The following is a 17,950-nucleotide window of genomic DNA, read 5'->3' as shown; positions in this document are numbered from 1 at the left end:
GATCGACCGCGAGTTGGGATGGGATGCCGTCGTGCCGCGCCAGGACCAGGTGTTTGAGCTGTGACGGAACGACAGGACATCGTGTCGGCCGCGCGGCCGCGCCACCGCGTTCGACGGTTGCGGCTCCATAGCCAGCATCAGGTGATTGTCGTGATGCGCGCGGACTGCGACGTTTGCCGGTCCGAAGGACTGGCGGCCCGTTCGCAAGTCCTGGTGACTCATGGCGAGCGGCATATCCACGCGACCTTGTTTCAGGTCGAGGGCGAGGGGATGCTTGCGCTTGACGAGATCGGCCTGTCGGAGGCGGCGTGGACGCTGTTGGGCGCGGCCGATGGCGATGAAGTCGAGGTGGCGCATCCGCCCGCTCTGGAATCGCTCGCCGATGTGCGGCGACGCATCTATGGCAACAGGCTCGATGGTCCGGCGCTTTCGGGAATCGTGCACGATGTCGTCGATGGCCGCTACAGCGATGTCCATCTGTCATCCTTCCTTACGGCAAGCGCGTCGCTTCCGCTCGACAGGCAAGAAACCGTCGCGCTCACGCGCGCGATGGTGGATGTCGGCGATCGGCTGCGCTGGGACGTGCCGATCGTCATGGACAAGCATTGCATCGGCGGCCTGCCCGGCAATCGCACCACGCCGATCGTCGTCGCGATCGTTGCCGCGAACGGCCTCACCATGCCGAAAACCTCGTCCCGCGCGATCACCTCGCCGGCGGGCACGGCCGATACGATGGAAACGCTCGCGCCGGTCGATCTCGACATACCGGCGATGAAGCGCGTCGTGGAAGCGGAAGGCGGGTGCATCGCGTGGGGCGGTGCGGTTCGCCTCAGCCCGGCGGACGATATTTTCATCCGGGTCGAACGCGAGCTGGACATCGATACGGAGGGCCAGCTTATCGCTTCTGTCCTGTCCAAGAAGATCTCGGCAGGGGCAACCCACGTCGTCATCGACATCCCGGTGGGCGCAACCGCCAAGGTGCGAAGCGCCGAAGCGGCCGACCATCTTGCCGATCGCATGACGGCCGTTGCCGCGCGGTTCGATCTGGCGGTGAGCTGCCTGCGGACCGATGGATCGCAGCCCGTGGGGCGCGGCATCGGACCTGCGCTCGAAGCATTCGATGTGCTGGCCGTGCTTCAGAATGCCGCTGACGCGCCGGACGATCTGCGCCAGCGGGCGGCGCTGCTTGCTGGCGCGGCGCTTGAAATCGGTGGAGCTGCGCGCACGGGCGAAGGCATGGGGTTTGCCCTTGCGACGCTGGCCGACGGTCGTGCCTGGGCGAAGTTCGAGGCGATCTGCCGTATGCAAGGTGGCCTCCGAACGCCGCCCAAGGCGTCGCATGTTTACGCGCTCGTCGCCCCGATCGCCGGTCGCGTGGTCCATATCAACAATCGCAAGCTGGCGCGGCTCGCCAAACTCGCGGGAGCGCCTGACATCAAGCAAGCCGGTGTCCTGATGAAGGCCCGGCTCGGCGAGGATGTCGATCGCGGACAGCCGCTCATGGAGGTTCATGCGGCCAGCGCCGCCGAACTCGCTTACGCGCTCGATTATGCGGCGCGTGCCGGCGACATCGTGCTGGTCGAGCCATAGGAAAGGGATTCACGCAGATGCAATCACGTCCTCCCGTCGATCTCGCTCAGGAACAGCGGCGGATATTGCGTAATAGCACGTTCGCGCTGCTGCTCTGCGTTCTCGTTCTGACCGCCGCTCATTGGAGCATTCCGCGCCTGTTCCGGATGCCCGGCGACGATCTTGCCAGTCTGTTGACCTTTTGGGCGGGCTGTGCGCTGCTGACGGTGCTGTGGGTCGTCGTCGGCTTCGCCATGGTGGCGCGCGGGAGGCGGCATTCGCCCGACGACATCGGCGGGTCCGCCTTCGCGCCCCCCAGCCCGCGCATAGCCATTCCCGTCGCTTTCCTGCAAAACACGCTCGAACAGGCGTTCATAGCCGTGATCGTACAGATTGCGATTCTGCTGCTGGTGGGCGCTCAGATGGCGGCGCTGGTCGCTGGCCAGGTATTCTTGTTCGCGATTGGCCGGATCACGTTTCTCGCGGGCTATCCGAAAGGAGCGGGCGGCCGCGCCTTCGGTCTGGCGGTCACGGCGCTGCCGACGCTCGCTGGTCTGGTCGTGGCGTCAGGCGCGCTTGTCAGTGCGCTGCTGGCGCGTCTGATGTGAGCGGCCGATGATGATGAAAAAGCATCGATCACCCGCTGATATACCAGGAAAACTCCGGACATTCCGTGAACTGCCTGGTGGCATTGCCGAACAGCCTTTCGCGCAAGCTCCGTTCGCTGCGGGCTCCGGAGACGACGATATTTGCGCCTGCCGCAAAGGCGTGGTCCATAATCACGTCGCCGGGGCGGCCTTTGGGATCGGGAAGGTGTATCGGCTTCGCCGGCAAGTCGGATCGCCTGAGAAAGTCCGCGATCTCGTCGAGCCTACGGCCCGATACCTCGTCGCCGACGCCGACGATATGGATTTCGCGGGCCAGGACCAGCAGGGCGCGAGCCGAATGCAAAGCCCTGCGGGCTGCGGCGCAGTCCTTCCAGGCGACAACTGCCACATCGATGTCACTTGGCTCGATGTCGCTTTTCAGCCTCAGAACCGGGGTTCCCGAACGAACCGCAAGATCGATGGGATCGGGCGTGACGCAATGCGCGCTCGTCTGTGCGATCGTGACGAGCAGGTCAGCGGTATAGAGATGGTCGATAAGCGCCTCGTTGGGCTGACCGACGCCGCTGCACCAGTCCAAATCAGGGCTTTGCAGGGCCTTTTCGCCGATCCGCCGCACCGTCGCGAGTTCGGTTTCCATGCGCTGTTCCAGCTCCGACGTGACGAGCGGATTGAGGATCGCGGACTGGACGAAATCTGCGGTCCGGGGCCAGGCATAGGAAACACAGGACAGCCGTGCCTCAAGCGGTGCGTTGATATGGGCGGCCCACGCGAAAAGAGGGGCAATATTATCTTTCGGGCACGCCTCGATCAGGATGTCCTTGATTGGCATTTCGGCTCTCCAGGCGACGGGCCACGCGATTTGGCGACGGCTCTAGCGCGAAGCGGCAGCTTAAACAGAAGCTGCGATCTGGTCATGAAAAATTGCCTGAAAATCTTCTGTGACGCTGATTTGTCAGGATGCGTCAGGGCTACGCTATCATCTGCGATTTTCGTGCTGATCACATTTCTCAAGAAGAGACAGTTGCAAGGGCGCTGGGTTCAAGTCTGTCACATAGCTGCCAATAGTTTCGAGCGCGATACCAAGATTAATTCCACGGTTTCGGTGGGCCACCGCTTTAAGAAAAGCATAATGCTCGTTCGGGATGTGCAGAGCGATTTGTCTAAGTCTGTCGTAATCGCGAGGCGGTGGCGGTGCGATCAGTTCGTCAATCGAACAATTCGCCATCGCCTTGCGGATCATCGCCGAAGCAACACTGTCTAGCCCACGCATTTTATAGAGGAGTTTTAGGTATTTGAGACGCTGACCGAAACTCTCCGGGATCTGTAGCTTACATTGCACGAAGCCGGCGGCAGACAATGCCTGTCGTTTTCGTTGCATACAGGCCGCCGGTGAGGTGCCGACAGGATCTGGATTTGCACGTCGCGCCATGACCAGTGCGTTATGGCGAAAGGGAAGGCTTGTCAAAATGATGCCTAGAAAAAGTAGTTAAGCGGATAATGTCGCGTTGGCTGTGTAAAACGCTATAAAGCCGCGTTCTGTAAGGGGCGGTGCTTTACGAAGGACGGACGGAACGACCACATGGCGCGATATTTGAGGCTTGATGAGGCAGCATCAGAGCTGACAAAACAGTTGGGCGCCAACTGTAAAAGACGGCGTGACGCATTGGGAATGTCTCAGGCAGAGCTAGCCGAGCGATCGGGCGTCGCTGCGTCGCATATATCCCATATCGAGCACGGCACGGCCAATCCAACGCTGGAGGTTCTGGAAAATCTGGCCGAAGGGCTGCAAACCACGGTTATTGAACTCTTGACTATAGAAAAAACCCCGAGAATTGAGCAATCTTAGCTAGACAGAGCCAAGGGGCGGGCTAGTCTGGCAGGTCCCAAATAAGGTTCGGGTGATGAAGCCATGAAGGGGCAAAATAGGGGGGATAGAGTAAACAGCGTTTACGCGGCTCTCCTTATGCGCGCCAAGTCTGAGGCCGATAAGAAGAACCTGACTATGCGCGATTTGGCCGCGCTAAGCGCCATCCCTGAGACAAGGCTGCGCGCAATTTTTGAAGATAGCGCCAGGCAAGTTACCCTCCGGGAACTGGTGGCTTTGTCAACCGCGCTCGAAATTCCTGTAACGGCATTGATTTCACCGCTCCGCTGAAGCGGGAGCGGGTATTGCATGTCGCCTCATATAATCGTGAAGGGTCGTTCGCGGGATTCCTAGCTCTGCCGCAACCGCCGTGACGTTTGCGCCTTCAGCACCTAACATCATCTTTATCTCAGGAAGCCGATCAGCCGAGATTCGCGGCTTTTTGCCTGTCTTTGCGCGCGGTGGATGCGTTTTCATTCCGTGCATGCGCCGCCAATGATCGTCGAGCGCCACCAGCAAGCGGAACGGCTCATCATATTTTGCGTCGGGATCAAGGACAATGCGAGGGAAAAAGAACTCGATCGTGATGCCCTTGCGGAGCAATCGGACGATCATACCGACCAGCCTTTCCGTGTTCACGGGAAGGCAGGTTAAATCATAGATCTTGATTCTATCGCCGCGACCCAATTCGTAGCCGCTTTGGGCGAGCTTCTTCGGCAGGTCGAGAAAGCTGGTCTTTCCCGCCTCCACAATCAAGTCGCCCTCCGCTTCGCATCTCGCTCGTTGCTCAGCGATCGAAGGGGACAGGTTCGTTTCTGCCAGGAACAAAATAGAGGTGGGCAAGGGTTCTACCTGATGACGAAACAGGCCGAACAGATGTCCGGCTCGCGGCGGTGAAGCCTAGGCAATAGCCCTCATGGCATCAAGTAGGCACGGCCGACGCCGCAATTTTCCTCGCCTTGCCCTTCGTGTCAGATCGCCGGATTTCCCCAAACTGTATGCGCCTTGCTGCTCTGTCGGATTTGTATTATAGACTATATCCGACATATGGGGAGAGGTGATTAGTGGGGTTGGACGGGGCGATTTTGACGGCGTTATTGCAAGCCTGTGCGCCCACTGTTGCGCCCGAAACCATGGTTGCCGTGATCCGTGTGGAATCCGAAGGCGATCCGTTCCGAATAGGGGTCAATTCAGGTGGGGCGATCCGGCGCCAGCCCTCCAATGCGGCCGATGCGATCGCGACGGCCAGGGGGCTTCTTCAACGTGGGTCCAATTTCGATGCGGGGCTGATGCAGATCAACAGCGCGAATTTTGCGCGCCTCGGCCTCACGCCGGAAACGGTATTCGATCCCTGCACCAATTTGCGCGCGGGCGCGCGGGTGCTGACAGACAATTATGGACGTGCCCGCGACGCCGGACATGCCAATCCGCTCCAAGCAGCGATTAGCGAATATAATAGCGGCTCCCGGTCGCGCGGGTTGAGCAACGGCTATGTCGGGCGCGTCTATGCAGCCGCCGCGACAGGCAACGCACCATTTACAGCGGCCGCACGGCCCGCGAACGTCCGCATAACCACCGGGCCTGTTTCGGCGCGGGGCGTCGGGCAAATCCTGCTCGATGCGTTTGGGGGCCGCATCACCGATACAGTGCGGCCGATGAACGCCAGCTACGGCGCGGCGAACAGCTATCACAAATATGGGCAGGCGGTCGATTTCGTTCCGCGCGGCGGGGTTGGCGCAATCACGCGCGAGCAAATTCGCGTCGTGATGGCAGCGAATGGAATCCGCGTCGTCGAACTGCTTGGGCCAGGTGATAGGGACCATGACGATCATTGGCATGTGGCTTTCGCTACCGATGGTGGCGCGCCGGTTCTGCCCGCACCGGCACCGTGGATCGTGGCTGCGTCGGATGCGCGCGATACGGCCGATAGAGACGGGCAATCTGCACCTGTCCTCTTGGCCGCCGCGACCTCGATCGGCGTCGACGGTGTGACAATGGAGGGGGCCGAAGCGCCTCCGCCTGCGTGGGACGTTTTCGCAGTTGCGGACTGGCAGCGGCGCCAGTCGGGCGCGCAGACGGGGGCACCATGAAGCGGAAATGGCGTCTCCTGCTGTTTTCGTCGGCCACGGCCTTGCTGCTTCAAAGCCCCGCATATGCGGCTGCGGGCATCGCCGGGACCGTTTTGTCGGAGCTGTCGGCGCTTGTCGCACCGGCGATCGCGCTCGGCGTCATCTGGCTCGGCATCCTTATCATGTCGGGCCGCGCGACGGTCCTGTCCTTCCTCACCTTTCTCATCGGAGTGGCAATCTGCCTAGCAGGAGGTTTTTGGTAATGAAGTGGGTTGATCGAATGAAAGACAAATGGGCGCACGCGATGGCCCTCGCTGCTGTGTCGCTCACCATGATCCCGGCACCGGCCTGGGCGCAGGGCATGAATCAAACACAGGTCGATACGATGGTTCAGGCCATCCTCAATGTCCTGACGGGTCCGATCGCCAAGGGTCTCGCGGCGATCGCGCTGGTGGTTGCCGGATATATGTTCTTTTTCGGTCAGGCCAGCAAGGCGTTGATCGGCTCGATCATTCTTGGCTGCTTCATCGTTTTCGGGGCCGGGTGGATCGTGGACATGATTAGCGGCACATGACGGGGAAAGGTCGTCATATTACGGCCGCGCTGCTGCTGGCGGCATGGCCGGTTCCGGGGATGGCGCAAGTCGCCTCCGCGTCATCGCAAGCGCAAGCAATGGTCGGGAAAATGGCTGCTGCCGGTCTGGCGATCGGGACGCTGTTTCTCGTCCTCGCGGGCTATTTCCTGATGACCGGGCATGGCGACCGCCAGACCTTCGCCCTGTGGGCGGCGGGTTTCGCGGTGCTGATCTGCGCGCCGTCCATCGTCGCTCTGCTCACCTAGATCAACCGCATTGCACCGGAAGGGGGCCATGTGTCCGAACCTGTTTATCTGACCGAAGATCCGCTGTTCCTCGCTCTCACGCGACCGACGCTTTGGCTTGGCGTCCCCGTCGAAGCGACAATGGCGATCGGGATGGGGTCGGTTTTCATTCTCATGGTGTTCGGCAACCCGATTTGGGCGCTGGCGATCGGCGGCGCTCTGCTGATGGCTGCGCGTCTCATCGTGCGGTCCGACTATAATATGTTCAAAATCCTGTTCCTCTACGGCCGAACGAAAGCCTCCGCACCGAACAAAGCTGTTTGGGGTGGGTCCAGCTATTCGCCGCTGCCGGTTGCTGGCGTGAAGCGGAAAGGCTTTGCGCGTGTTTAAGACGAAACCGCCCATCAAGCTCGAACGGGATGCGTCGCAATATCTGCCCTATGCGCGCCATGTGAATGACCACATGGTTGCGCTTGATGATGGCGAGTTCATGGCGGTTTTCGCGCTCGACGGTATCGCGTTCGAGACGGCCGATATTGCGACCATCAATGATTGGCATGAGAAGCTGAACGGCGCCTGGCGCACGATCGCGCATGAGCGGGTCGCGGTCTATCTGCACACTGTCAGACGGATAGAGCGCGGCTATCTCGACGGTGATTTCCGGTCGGGCTTCGCCCGCGAGCTGGACGCAGCCTATAAGGCCCGCGTCCTGTCGAAACGGATGTTCGTCAACGAACATTTCCTGACAGTGATCTATCGGCCCGCGATCGGCGCAGCGGACAAGGCCGCGCATTCGATCTTCTCGATGTTCAACAAGGCGACCGCGGACGAGGCGGAAGATGACATTATTGAGGCTTTCACCGATATTCTGCGGGATACGGAAAAGCTCATGGGCCGGGTCAATCCCCGCCTTCTTCGCACTTATGAGCATAACGGGCTGCAATTCAGCGAACCGCTCGAATTGATGCAGCGGATCATGACAGCGGACCGCCGCCGCGTCCCTCTAGTCCGTGCCCATTTGGGCCGTGCGATCTACGCCGATCGCGTCATATTCGGCTCGGAAATCTTGGAGATACGCGAGCCAGGTGGTTCGCGCTTCGGTGGAATACTCGCTGTGCGCGAACATGCGGCGCGCACCTATCCGGGGCAGCTCAATGCGCTGCTCGAATCAAAATTCGAGTTCGTTCTAGGTCAGAGCTTCGCTTTCCTCGGCAAACAGAACGGCATGGAAACGGCGCGCCGGAAACGGGCGCAGCTCAGCGCCACCGACGATGTGGCCTATTCGCAAGCGGAACATTTGGACGAGGCGATGGATGATCTGCAATCCAATCGCTTCGTCCTGGGCGAACATCATCTGGCGCTGACGGTGTTCGGAGAGACGCCGAAGATCCTTGCGGAGAATATGTCGGTTGCGCGCGCTGCGCTTTCGGAAAGCGGGATTGTTGCGGCGCGTGAGGATCTGGCTCTGGAAGCGGCTTACTGGTCGCAGCTTCCCGGCAATTTCACATGGCGCACTCGGCCCGCTGCGCTCACCTCGCGCAATTTCGCGGCGCTGGCGCCGGTCCATACCTATCCGGTGGGCCAGCGCGAAGGGAATCATTGGGGCGACGCGATCGCGCTCCTAAAGACGACCGCAAATTCGCCCTATTTCTTCAATTTTCACTCTGCCGATGTGGGGCATACCCTCATTCTAGGCCCCACGGGCGGGGGCAAGACCGTGATTCAGAATTTCCTGTTGTCGCAGGCGGAAAAGACCGGCGCGCGCATGGTCTTTATCGACAAGGACCGCGGCGCAGAAATCTTCGTGCGCGCGTGCGGCGGAACCTATCTCACGCTCAGGAATGGCGAGCCATCGGGCTTCGCGCCGTTCAAGGCGCTCGACGCCTCGCCTGCGAACAGGGATTTTCTGTCCGCTTTCCTGCGCCAGTTGGTCACGCCGGACAAGGGCGAGCTGGGACCGCAAGAACTGTATCAGCTCAACCAGGCGCTAGAGGCGGTCTATCGTCTGCCGCTCGAACGGCGCTCACTGTCGGCCGTGCGCTCGCAACTCGATCAAACGAGCCTCGACGGCATTGGAGCGCGGCTCGAACGCTGGACACGCGGCAAGGAACTTGGGTGGGTTTTCGACAATGATGCCGACACGCTGAAGCTCGATGCCCGTCTCATGGGCTTCGATATGACTGATTTCCTCGACAACGATGCGATCAGGCCGCCGCTGATGGGCTACATCTTCCATCGCATAGACGATGTGATCGACGGCAATCCGGTCATCATCGACGTTGATGAAGTCTGGAAGCCGTTGCGCGATCCCTTGTTTCGCGGCTTCGCGCAAGACGGGCTAAAAACCTATCGCAAGCAAAATGTCCTGATGATGATGGGGACGCAATCGCCTGCGGATACGCTGAAGTCGGACATTGCCGAAACCATTATCGAGCAATGCCCGACGAAAATCCTGCTGCCCAATCCGAACGCGCAGGCGCGGGACTATATCGACGGGCTTAACCTGACCGAAGCCGAGTTCCGGCTTATCAAAATCGACCTGTCCCCGGAAAGCCGCCGATTTTTGGTGAAGCAGGGGCATGATTCGGTGGTCGTGGAGTTGGACCTGAACGGCCTCGACGATGAATTGGCGGTCCTGTCTGGCCGCTCAAGCACGGTTGCCCTGCTCGACGATCTGCGGGCGGAGCTAGGCGACGATCCCGAAGCATGGATGCCTGAGTTCAAGCGCCGGTGGCGCTCGGTCGGGCGCGGCGATTGGAGGAGCGAAGGATGATGAAAAGACAATTGATCGGCGCAGCTATGGCGGTTTCGGCCGTCATGGGCGTAGCGGCACCGGCGCAGGCGCAAGTGGCGGTGATCGACGCGAGGGCCGTCGCGCAGGCGCTTCAAACCGCGCGCAACACCCTGTCGCAATTGCAGGAAGCGCAGCGGCTTTATCAGGCGATGAACAGCCTCTCGAATATTCGCAGCGTCGCCAATGTTCTCGATCAGCCGATTTTGCGCGACGCGCTGCCTGATGGCATGAACAGTTCGCTCGATCTGCTGTCGGGCGATCTGCACGACCTGGGCGCTATCGGATCGCGCGCAGAGTCGATCCTGTCCAACGGCAATTATTCGCTATCGGGCCTCGATCAGAGCTTGGGCGATGCTCAGGGCATCCTCAATGTCTCGACCAGGGCGGCCGCGCGCGATCAGGCATATTCCGAAAGGATGCTGGAAGCGACACAGGCCACTGGCGAGGGCCTGAACCAGTTGAGCGATGGCCTCGCCCGCGCCACCACATTGCGCGAGGCGACGGACATTGGCGCGCGTGCCGCGATTGAAAACACGGCCGTCAACAACCGCATGTTGCAGATGATGGCGGCGGACCGCGCCCGCGCGGCGCAAGGTTCGCTGCGATCGGCGTCGGATTATGCGGAAACCCAGCGGCGCAATGTCGCGAACAGGGAAGCCAATCGTCGGCCGACATATCAGGGACAATGAAGGGATCAGGCAACATGAAGGTGACATACGCTGGCGCGGCGATCCTGGCCTTGCTGGCTACCGCCTGCGGTGAAACGCGATCGGTCGAATATTTCAGGGATCATCCCGACGAAGCGCGCGAGGTCAAGATGCGCTGCGGGGCGAACGGGATGGCCGGGAAGGACTGCGGCAACGCGGTTACGGCCCTTAATGAGCTGCAACGCGAAGAGTTCGAGCGTGCGCGCGAAACCAACCGCCGCAACCGGGAAAACAACGTCCGGCCTGTGCTGAAAAACTAGGACTCCCGCGATGGCGCTCGATCAAATCTATCAGACGTTGGAAGGCCAGATAACCGGGGCGCTGGCGGGCCGATATGCGGCGGTGCAGGGCCTTGTCGAAGGCCCTTTGCAGACGGCGATGGCCATCAATCTCGTGATCGTAGGCTTTGCCATCATGCGCGGCGTCACGAATGAGCCTTTTGGCAATTACCTGTCGACGTGGCTCAAAGCCTATCTCGTCATCATAGCCGCCACGTCCAGTCTAGCGCCCGCCATAGCGTCGGCCGCGCAATCGCTGCCGGACCAGCTCGCGACCGCTTTGGGCGGCAACATGGCGGCCTCCTTCGATACATTCGTGGCCAATGCGATCAATCCGGCGCAGGCCATCCATGACAATATGGAGCCGTGGACGATCGACATTTGGCTTACCGAATATACGATCCCGAACCCGATCACGCTGATCTTCCTGCTGCTGATGATCGTGGTGGCCTACATCATCGCGGTCATCGCAATGACGATGGTTCTGTTCGTCAAATTCGGCCTGTTCGTGACGATCGCGGTCATGCCGATCTTTGTGGGCGCATTGATCTTCCCGTCATCGTCGGGACTGTTCTTTAGCTGGCTCGGTGCAATCCTGAATTACGCGGTGCAGACCGCGGCGATCACGCTGGTTCTCGTCTTTGTCGTGTCGATCGTCGGCGCGATTCCGGGTCAAGTGGGCCTGGGTGGCGGTGCAAACGAGGCGACGACATTGCTCGCCGTCGAAGCGATGGTTCTGCAAATCTGCGCCGTGCTGGTCGGCGGATTCCTCATACTGCAAGCGCAATCCATTGGATCGTTCGCCGGCGGCGGCGGTGCTTCCGGGGGCGGACTGCTCTCCGCCCTCTATCCCACCACGCTTCAGCGCCGCTTTGCCAGCGCGGGCTTCGGCATGGGGCCAGCGATTCGGGGCGCGCGCCGTGGAGCGGGCGCAATGGGCAGGGGCTTGGCGGTTGCGCGGGAAAGGCGCTGGGCCGCCGTTGGCGGTGGCCGCACCTCTCTGGCGGGCGCGTCATCGGGCGCGGGCAGAAAATAGGAGACGGACATGGATCGAAGCACAAGCGGCGGGTTCCGCTTCCGCCGATGGGGGAGGCTTCTCGCTGGAACAATGAGTATGGCGCTTGTTGCCGGATGCGCGACCAACGGCCGCGAAGCGCGCTTACCGCCCGATCAATGCAGCCGTTCCAAATCCCGTCCAGCAAATCCGAACGGGTCAGTGCTGGCGCCGCCAGTGGCGATCCAGACCGCGCCAGCGGACAATGCCGGAGGCAATGACGTGATGATCTTCGGGAGTGACGCCGATCCCGCGCCTGCGCGATCTGCGCCGGAACCTGCGGGCGTGGATCTAGGACGGCCCATGAGTGCCGCGCCCGGAATGACCCGCATGGCGAATAGCCTGGCGCTGCGCGGCCATCGACAAGCGCGTTTCGGGAGCTGCTGACAATGGCAATGGGCGTAAAGAGCAAAGGTGATCTCGACCGCTATTTCGACGAAGCGAAAAGCTGGGACCATGATCGCGCGCGCGAGGCGGCGCGGCAAAAGAAAATCGCCTATGGTGTGGGAGCCGGGGGCGTCCTGTTTGGTCTGGTCATGCTAGGCTGGCATATCGCCGCCCCGCTGCGTTCGGTGGAACCCTATGTCGTTCGCGTCGATCGCCAGACCGGGGCCGTCGACGTTCTGACGCGCCTCACCAACACACGCAACATCACGGTCGACGAGTCCGTCAACAAGTTCTTCCTTTCCGAATATGTGCGCGCGCGAGAGGGATGGAACGCCGCGGCCGCCAATGAGACGATGCGGCGCGTTCTCTCGCTTTCGGTCCCGCAAGAACAGGAAAAATTCGCGGTCCAGCGGCGGCCGCAAAATCCCAATAGTCCGGATGCGACCTATCAGAGCGGCGAAATCGTCTCGGCGGCAGTCAGGAACATCACATTCATCAATCCGCGCGTCGCACAGGTGCGGTTCGTGCGGACCGTGATGCGTCCCGGCAATGCACCGGATGATGTGAGCCACTGGATCGCCACGATCAATTTCAAATATGTCGACAAACCGACGACTGAGGCCGGAAGGCTCGATAACCCGCTCGGCTTTCAGGTGGTCAGCTATAGAGCGGACCCGGAGATTGCATCGTGACGGCGCGGGCGAACTGGATGCGCTGCGCGGCCGCGCTCTCGGTGCTGCTGGCTGCTCCTGCGATGGCGGAGGACGTGCCCGCACGGGGGGCGCATGACAGCCGCATTCGCGTGGTCGACTATAATCCCGATCAAGTCGTTCGGATCAACGGCGTGTTCCGCGCTGCCTCTCAAATCGTTTTCGGGGAAGGGGAGACGATCACGACCGTTGCCCTTGGCGATACGGTGTCGTGGGAAGTGGCTCCGGCTGAAAATTCGCTGTTCATCAAGCCGCGCGAGTCTGCGCCGCCCACCAATCTGCTCGTCGTAACGAGGCGCGGCGGGGTGACGCGAAGCTACACCTTTGCGCTCTCGGCGCGGACCGGGAGTATCGGTCATGGCACCGACGCGCAATTCGTGGTCCGCTTCCGCTATCCGGCAGAGGAAGCGGCCGCTGCACAGGCCGCGCGTCTGCGCGAGCTGCAAGCGCAGGCGCTTTTGGTGGAAGCCGGAGGCGTTCGCATCGCGCTCGATGCGGCAGCGGCGCAAGGGCCGCGCAATCTCGATTATGTCCTTGCCGGTTCGTCGGACGTAGCGCCTGCGGAAGTGACCGACAACGGCCAATTCACAATCATGCGCTTTCCGCGCAATCAGCCTATCCCCGCGATCTTCACGGTCTTGCCCGATGGATCGGAAGCGGTCGTTCCCTATGACGTTCGCGGCGAATTTGTCGTGATCCACCAGGTTTCACGCCAATTCCGGCTGCGGCGCGGGCAATTGCTGGTCTGCATCTGGAACAACGCCTTCGACCGCTACGGCCCCGATAACAGCAGCGGCACCGCGTCCAGCGAGGTCGAACGGCAAATCGACGTGGGAGGCCCGCAATGAGCGAGAATGAAAACAGGGCGGGCGCGGCCGATCGCGCGAGCGCGCCAGTCTATGACAATACCGATGTGCCGGATGATGTGCTGAAGGACGCCAACCGCACCACGCCGGAAGTGGATCGGGGCGCGTTCAATCCGCGCGGGCGGCTCAGTGCGATGGGCAAGGCTGGCAAGGGAGCAATGCTCCTGGGCGCGTGCTTCGTCGGCTTCGTCGTCTATTCGATGGCCGCGCAAAGCGACAAGTCATCGACGGGGCCAGATGAATCGACCTTCAGGCTCGATGATGCCTCCGCCGAACGCTCCGCGCGCCAGGCCGCGCAAGTCGTCGTGCAACAGGACACGCGCAATCCCTATGCGTTGCAACAGGTCGGGACCGATCCTTTCGGCAATCCGATCATGTCGGAAGGCGGCCAGGATCTGTCACAGGGCGGGCAGGTTCCCGCAATCGGGCCTGAAGGCCAGAACGCGGCGGCGCAGCGCATCGAACAGGAACGGCAAGCGCGGCTTGCGGCACAACAGCGCGAACAGGCGAGGCAGGACGCCATGCGCCGCGCGCCGCTGATGGCCGTGTCTCCCCAAGGTTTCGGATCGTTCGGGGGACAGGAACGGTCATCGGGAGAGCCATTCAGCAATCTCAATATCGGCGGCGCTGCGGGCGCAGGCGATCCCGCTGGCTCGCCTGCTGGCGGGGCCAATGCGATCGAACAGCGGCTCAATGGCATGTCGATCCAGACCGTTTCCGCCTCGCGGCTTGGAAACCGCAATTTCCTCGTTACGGCGGGATCGCAAATCCCCTGTGTGTTGCAAACAGCGATGGACTCGACGCAACCCGGCCTGACGAGCTGCGTCATCCCTCACGATGTATGGTCCGCCAATGGCAATGTGATCCTGATGGAAAAGGGCACGCGCGTTCTTGGCGAATATGCGGGCGGCTTCTCGCAAGGGGAAAATCGCATCTTCGTCCTCTGGAACCGGGCCATCACGCCAGCGGGGATTTCTGTCAGCCTCGGCTCGCCAGCGGCCGATCAATTGGGCCGTGCGGGTATGGGCGGCCGCGTCGACACATTCTTTTGGCAACGCTTCGGCGGCGCGTTGCTGCTGTCGATCGTCGGGGACGCCGGCGATGCTATCAGCAACCGCGTTTCCGGCCTCGATCAGACGATGGAAACGCCGAATACGGCCGCGGCCGTCGCGGCGCAGGATTCCCAACGGATACGCCCGCGCCTGACCGCGCCGCAAGGTCGGGAAATGACCATCATGGTCGCCCGCGATGTGGATTTCAGCCAGGTCTATTCGCTGAGGCTGCGCCGGTGAGTTTCGACGCCGCCATTCTCGATCATCATATGGAGCCGTTGCGGCCGTTCCTCGATGCCGCCGATGTGACGGAACTGGTCATCAACAGGCCGTGCGAAGTCGGGATCGAAGGCCGGGGTGGGTGGTCGTGGGAGAAAGAGGACCGGCTGACGAATGAGTGGCTGGAATCGCTCTCGACCGCGATGGCCAATTATACGCGCCAGACCGTCAATGCCTCGTCTCCGATCTGCTCGACCAGTCTGCCATCGGGCGAGCGCGTTCAGATTGTCGCGCCGCCTGCCTGCGATTTGGGCCTCTATTCGATCACGATCCGCAAGCCTTCGACCAAGACCTTCGGCCTGGGCGAGCTGGATGCGGGTGGCCTGTTCGAGCAAACGAAGATCGCGCGCGGCCGCTCGTCGGCCGCCGATGCGGAGCTGATCGCACTCAAGCAAAGGGGAGACTGGCCCGGTTTCCTTAAGCTGGCGGTGAAGTCGCGCAAGAATATCCTGATTTCCGGTGCGACGGGTTCGGGCAAGACGACGCTCTCCAAGGCGCTGATCCAGCTCATTCCCGATCAGGAACGGTTGCTGACGATCGAAGATACGAGAGAACTGATCGTTCCGCACCGCAACGCTGTGCATCTGCTCTATTCGAAGGACGGGCAAGGCCAGGCCAAGGTTGGCGCCAAGCATCTTCTCGAAGCGAGCCTGCGGATGCGGCCCGATCGCATCCTGTTGCAAGAGCTGCGCGACGGCACGGCCTTTTTCTATCTCCGCAACGTCAACAGTGGCCACCCCGGTTCGATCACGACCGTTCATGCGGACTCGGCCGCGCTCGCTTTCGAGCAATTGTCGCTGCTGGTGAAGGAATCCGAAGGCGGCCGCGATCTGGAACGCAAGGACATCCTCGCGCTGCTCCATCTACTCGTCGACGTGGTTGTCCAGTGCAAGAAGGTCGACGGACATTTCCGCGTGACGGAAATCTATTTCGAGCCGGACACGTCCGGCATGTGAAGGAAGAGGCGCATGGACCGTCGTTCCCTTGCTATATACGCTGTGTTCGCGGTCATCGTGATATTCGTCCTGGGCGGCCTTGTCGCCATTATCGGCATGGGGCAATTCCGCGCCGATCTGAATCTGCTCAAACTGCCCGAATATTTCTGGTTCTACCGCCATAATGGCTATGTCATGGGCTGGCTGCTCAAGGGCGTCCTCGGCGTGTCGGCCGCTGGCGGTCTGATCGCCGCCTACATTTTCATGAATCGCAAGGACGCGCTGCATGGCGCGGCGCGCTGGGCCACCAAACCCGAAGCGCGCCGTGCCAGCCTCATGGCCGGTGAAGGCTTGTTGCTCGGCAAGATGGGCGGCGATTTCATCCAGTTTGGCGGGACGGAGCATGTCTTGCTCGAAGCTCCGACGCGCGCGGGCAAAGGCGTCGGCGTCGTCATCCCCAATCTGCTGACATGGCCTGACTCGATCGTCGTCCTTGATGTGAAACAGGAGAATTGGGAAAAGTCGGCGGGATGGCGCAAGAGCCAGGGCCATAAGGTGCTGCTGTTCGATCCGCTCGATCCCAACGGACGCACCGCGCGCTTTAATCCCTTCTCGCATATCAACCGCACCGATCCTGTCGAAGTGATCGACGAATTGCAGAAGATCGCGGCGATGCTCTGGCCGCCTCCCGCCAATGGCGAGAGTTTCTGGATGGACAGCGCCCGCACCGCCTTTCTCGGCGTGGCTTCCTATATCGCCGCAACCGACGAACTCCCCTTCACGATGGGCGAAGTGTATCGCAATTTCAGCGCCGGGGATGCGAAAGAGCGGTTTCCCCGGATCATCAAGGACAGGACGGCCGCGGGCAATCCGCTCTCGGAAGCCTGCGTTTCGGCGCTGAATGACTGGATTTCCAGCTCGGCCAACACCTTCACCGGCATCCGGCAATCGGTGTCCGCGAAAATCAACCTCTGGATCAACCCCTATGTCGATGCGGCAACCTCGGAATCCGATTTCGACCTGCGCGAGTTTCGCACCAAGCCGATCTCGCTCTATTTGGGCGTCTCGCCCGATAATATGGAGCGGATTTCCGACATATATAATCTGCTCTTTCAACAGCTCATCGACCTTAATGTCCGCGAGCTGCCGGACCCCAAGGCGGGCAAGCATCCGCTGAAGCTGCTCCTACTGCTCGATGAATTTGCGCGTCTCGGACGCGCCAGCGTCATCGCATCGGGCTTCAGCTATGTGGCGGGCTACGGTATCCGCCTGCTCCCCGTGATCCAGGCACGCGGGCAATTGCGCGATGTGTATGGCCCCGATGTGACCTCCGAAATTGTCCAGAACTGCGGTGTCGAACTGGTTTTCACCCCCAAGGACAATAATGTCGCCAAGGAAATATCCGAACGCCTCGGCAACTATACCTATGCCGCACACAGCAAATCGCGCCGGGTGTGGGAGGCGTTCGAAGGATCGGTTTCGACCTCCGATCAGCGCCGCCCGCTCATGCTCCCGCAAGAACTCCTGCTCATGTCGCAGGATGACGTGATTGTGCTGCGCGCGGGCATCCCACCGCTGAAGGGCAAGAAGCTGCGCTATTATATGGACAAGTGGATGGTCACGGCGTCCAGCATCGCGCCACCCCCCGTTGCGGAGCGGCCGCTGGACCCGTCGATTGCGCGGCGATCGCTGGCGATCATCGCGGCGGCCGAAGCGCCCGAAATGTCGGACGAGGACGCGCTGAACGGGATAGATTTCGCGCGCCTCGTCGGCTTTCCTCTCGACGGGCTTCCCGACGATGCGGACCCCCACAAGGCAACCGCCTTCTTTGAAAGCCTCGGACTGTCGGCGGACTTTACCGGCATGGATTTCGACGCGGCACCCGCGCCAGCATCGGCCGACGACGACGCGGCTAAGACCCATTCCGGCGATGGCGGGCATGTAGCGGTATAGGAGCTG

General features: G+C 61.3%; 21 protein-coding genes. 18 read left to right on the top strand and 3 right to left on the bottom strand.

Translation table 11 applies throughout. The annotated features are described in order from the left end of the window. Positions 1 to 81 precede the first annotated feature (81 nt). Both SZ64_RS00590 and SZ64_RS00585 read left to right on the top strand, forming a co-directional pair. A complete protein-coding gene (locus SZ64_RS00590; RefSeq protein ID WP_241772946.1) occupies positions 82 to 1,590 on the top strand; it encodes a thymidine phosphorylase family protein in 1,509 nt (502 codons plus the stop codon). Positions 1,591 to 1,607: 17 nt separating this feature from the next. Continuing rightward, positions 1,608 to 2,177 carry an MAPEG family protein gene (locus tag SZ64_RS00585; RefSeq protein WP_054529038.1) on the top strand — a complete coding sequence of 190 codons (570 nt, stop codon included), beginning with the start codon at positions 1,608 to 1,610 and terminating at the stop codon, positions 2,175 to 2,177. 28 nt (positions 2,178 to 2,205) lie between these two features. Here SZ64_RS00585 and SZ64_RS00580 read toward each other — a convergent pair whose 3' ends face one another. Both SZ64_RS00580 and SZ64_RS00575 read right to left on the bottom strand, forming a co-directional pair. Then, the gene (locus SZ64_RS00580; protein ID WP_054529037.1) at positions 2,206 to 3,006 is read right to left on the bottom strand and encodes a universal stress protein; all 801 of its coding nucleotides are present in this window, start codon (positions 3,004 to 3,006) and stop codon (positions 2,206 to 2,208) included. Positions 3,007 to 3,153: 147 nt separating this feature from the next. Next, positions 3,154 to 3,606, bottom strand: coding sequence for a hypothetical protein (locus SZ64_RS00575; RefSeq protein WP_082384359.1), 453 nt, complete (start codon positions 3,604 to 3,606; stop codon positions 3,154 to 3,156). Between the two features lie 150 nt (positions 3,607 to 3,756). Between SZ64_RS00575 and SZ64_RS00570 the strand changes: the two genes are divergently transcribed. After that, entirely contained in the window at positions 3,757 to 4,023 is a 267-nt protein-coding gene (locus SZ64_RS00570) for a helix-turn-helix transcriptional regulator (RefSeq protein ID WP_054529035.1), read from the top strand. A gap of 63 nt (positions 4,024 to 4,086) precedes the next feature. Then, on the top strand, positions 4,087 to 4,332 hold the full coding sequence (locus SZ64_RS00565; RefSeq protein WP_054529034.1) for a helix-turn-helix domain-containing protein: 246 nt from the start codon (positions 4,087 to 4,089) through the stop codon (positions 4,330 to 4,332). Here the strand turns inward: SZ64_RS00565 and SZ64_RS00560 are convergent. Then, entirely contained in the window at positions 4,318 to 4,884 is a 567-nt protein-coding gene (locus tag SZ64_RS00560) for a hypothetical protein (protein WP_082384358.1), read from the bottom strand. The genes SZ64_RS00565 and SZ64_RS00560 overlap by 15 nt on opposite strands. A gap of 221 nt (positions 4,885 to 5,105) precedes the next feature. Between SZ64_RS00560 and SZ64_RS00555 the strand changes: the two genes are divergently transcribed. The 14 genes from SZ64_RS00555 to SZ64_RS00490 all read left to right on the top strand — a co-directional run bounded on the left by SZ64_RS00555 (position 5,106) and on the right by SZ64_RS00490 (position 17,944). Further along, positions 5,106 to 6,131: a lytic transglycosylase domain-containing protein gene (locus SZ64_RS00555; RefSeq protein WP_277813728.1), complete on the top strand. Its 1,026-nt coding sequence runs from the start codon at positions 5,106 to 5,108 to the stop codon at positions 6,129 to 6,131. Then, a complete protein-coding gene (locus SZ64_RS18690; RefSeq protein WP_054529032.1) occupies positions 6,128 to 6,373 on the top strand; it encodes a TrbC/VirB2 family protein in 246 nt (81 codons plus the stop codon). Before SZ64_RS00555 ends, SZ64_RS18690 begins: the two co-directional genes overlap by 4 nt. Next, entirely contained in the window at positions 6,373 to 6,684 is a 312-nt protein-coding gene (locus tag SZ64_RS18685) for a TrbC/VirB2 family protein (RefSeq protein WP_054529031.1), read from the top strand. The genes SZ64_RS18690 and SZ64_RS18685 overlap by 1 nt, the downstream gene beginning before the upstream one ends. Next, positions 6,681 to 6,950 carry a TrbC/VirB2 family protein gene (locus SZ64_RS18405; RefSeq protein WP_156313369.1) on the top strand — a complete coding sequence of 90 codons (270 nt, stop codon included), beginning with the start codon at positions 6,681 to 6,683 and terminating at the stop codon, positions 6,948 to 6,950. The genes SZ64_RS18685 and SZ64_RS18405 overlap by 4 nt, the downstream gene beginning before the upstream one ends. 30 nt (positions 6,951 to 6,980) lie before the next feature. Then, complete coding sequence (locus SZ64_RS00540) at positions 6,981 to 7,319, top strand: VirB3 family type IV secretion system protein (RefSeq protein ID WP_156313367.1); 339 nt, start codon at positions 6,981 to 6,983, stop codon at positions 7,317 to 7,319. After that, positions 7,312 to 9,702 carry a VirB4 family type IV secretion/conjugal transfer ATPase gene (locus SZ64_RS00535; protein ID WP_241772943.1) on the top strand — a complete coding sequence of 797 codons (2,391 nt, stop codon included), beginning with the start codon at positions 7,312 to 7,314 and terminating at the stop codon, positions 9,700 to 9,702. Before SZ64_RS00540 ends, SZ64_RS00535 begins: the two co-directional genes overlap by 8 nt. Further along, positions 9,699 to 10,412 carry a type IV secretion system protein gene (locus tag SZ64_RS00530; RefSeq protein WP_082384356.1) on the top strand — a complete coding sequence of 238 codons (714 nt, stop codon included), beginning with the start codon at positions 9,699 to 9,701 and terminating at the stop codon, positions 10,410 to 10,412. Before SZ64_RS00535 ends, SZ64_RS00530 begins: the two co-directional genes overlap by 4 nt. A 14-nt stretch (positions 10,413 to 10,426) precedes the next feature. After that, the gene (locus tag SZ64_RS00525; RefSeq protein WP_162225042.1) at positions 10,427 to 10,690 is read left to right on the top strand and encodes an EexN family lipoprotein; all 264 of its coding nucleotides are present in this window, start codon (positions 10,427 to 10,429) and stop codon (positions 10,688 to 10,690) included. Between the two features lie 10 nt (positions 10,691 to 10,700). After that, a complete protein-coding gene (locus tag SZ64_RS00520) occupies positions 10,701 to 11,744 on the top strand; it encodes a type IV secretion system protein (protein ID WP_054529027.1) in 1,044 nt (347 codons plus the stop codon). A gap of 407 nt (positions 11,745 to 12,151) precedes the next feature. After that, entirely contained in the window at positions 12,152 to 12,841 is a 690-nt protein-coding gene (locus SZ64_RS00510; RefSeq protein WP_241772942.1) for a VirB8/TrbF family protein, read from the top strand. Between the two features lie 17 nt (positions 12,842 to 12,858). After that, entirely contained in the window at positions 12,859 to 13,707 is an 849-nt protein-coding gene (virB9, locus tag SZ64_RS00505) for a P-type conjugative transfer protein VirB9 (RefSeq protein WP_054529025.1), read from the top strand. Next, positions 13,704 to 15,017: a type IV secretion system protein VirB10 gene (gene virB10, locus SZ64_RS00500; protein ID WP_054529024.1), complete on the top strand. Its 1,314-nt coding sequence runs from the start codon at positions 13,704 to 13,706 to the stop codon at positions 15,015 to 15,017. Before virB9 ends, virB10 begins: the two co-directional genes overlap by 4 nt. Before the next feature lie 29 nt (positions 15,018 to 15,046). Then, on the top strand, positions 15,047 to 16,012 hold the full coding sequence (virB11, locus tag SZ64_RS00495; protein WP_054529051.1) for a P-type DNA transfer ATPase VirB11: 966 nt from the start codon (positions 15,047 to 15,049) through the stop codon (positions 16,010 to 16,012). A gap of 12 nt (positions 16,013 to 16,024) precedes the next feature. Next, complete coding sequence (locus tag SZ64_RS00490; protein ID WP_082384355.1) at positions 16,025 to 17,944, top strand: type IV secretory system conjugative DNA transfer family protein; 1,920 nt, start codon at positions 16,025 to 16,027, stop codon at positions 17,942 to 17,944. Positions 17,945 to 17,950: the final 6 nt, after the last annotated feature.

It is taken from the genome of Erythrobacter sp. SG61-1L (genome assembly GCF_001305965.1).
Lineage (GTDB): Bacteria > Pseudomonadota > Alphaproteobacteria > Sphingomonadales > Sphingomonadaceae > Andeanibacterium.
This window is presented reverse-complemented; position numbering and strand designations above follow the sequence as displayed.

Coding starts and splice junctions, on each gene's coding strand:
- virB11 (WP_054529051.1), top strand. CDS start 15,047: ATGGAGCCGTTGCGGCCGTTCCTCGATGCCGCCGATGTGACGGAACTG.
- SZ64_RS00510 (WP_241772942.1), top strand. CDS start 12,152: ATGGCAATGGGCGTAAAGAGCAAAGGTGATCTCGACCGCTATTTCGAC.
- virB9 (WP_054529025.1), top strand. CDS start 12,859: ATGCGCTGCGCGGCCGCGCTCTCGGTGCTGCTGGCTGCTCCTGCGATG.
- SZ64_RS00585 (WP_054529038.1), top strand. CDS start 1,608: ATGCAATCACGTCCTCCCGTCGATCTCGCTCAGGAACAGCGGCGGATA.
- SZ64_RS18685 (WP_054529031.1), top strand. CDS start 6,373: ATGAAGTGGGTTGATCGAATGAAAGACAAATGGGCGCACGCGATGGCC.
- SZ64_RS00530 (WP_082384356.1), top strand. CDS start 9,699: ATGATGAAAAGACAATTGATCGGCGCAGCTATGGCGGTTTCGGCCGTC.
- SZ64_RS00580 (WP_054529037.1), bottom strand. CDS start 3,006: ATGCCAATCAAGGACATCCTGATCGAGGCGTGCCCGAAAGATAATATT.
- virB10 (WP_054529024.1), top strand. CDS start 13,704: ATGAGCGAGAATGAAAACAGGGCGGGCGCGGCCGATCGCGCGAGCGCG.
- SZ64_RS00575 (WP_082384359.1), bottom strand. CDS start 3,606: ATGGCGCGACGTGCAAATCCAGATCCTGTCGGCACCTCACCGGCGGCC.
- SZ64_RS00490 (WP_082384355.1), top strand. CDS start 16,025: ATGGACCGTCGTTCCCTTGCTATATACGCTGTGTTCGCGGTCATCGTG.
- SZ64_RS00565 (WP_054529034.1), top strand. CDS start 4,087: ATGAAGGGGCAAAATAGGGGGGATAGAGTAAACAGCGTTTACGCGGCT.
- SZ64_RS18405 (WP_156313369.1), top strand. CDS start 6,681: ATGACGGGGAAAGGTCGTCATATTACGGCCGCGCTGCTGCTGGCGGCA.
- SZ64_RS00525 (WP_162225042.1), top strand. CDS start 10,427: ATGAAGGTGACATACGCTGGCGCGGCGATCCTGGCCTTGCTGGCTACC.
- SZ64_RS18690 (WP_054529032.1), top strand. CDS start 6,128: ATGAAGCGGAAATGGCGTCTCCTGCTGTTTTCGTCGGCCACGGCCTTG.
- SZ64_RS00520 (WP_054529027.1), top strand. CDS start 10,701: ATGGCGCTCGATCAAATCTATCAGACGTTGGAAGGCCAGATAACCGGG.
- SZ64_RS00570 (WP_054529035.1), top strand. CDS start 3,757: ATGGCGCGATATTTGAGGCTTGATGAGGCAGCATCAGAGCTGACAAAA.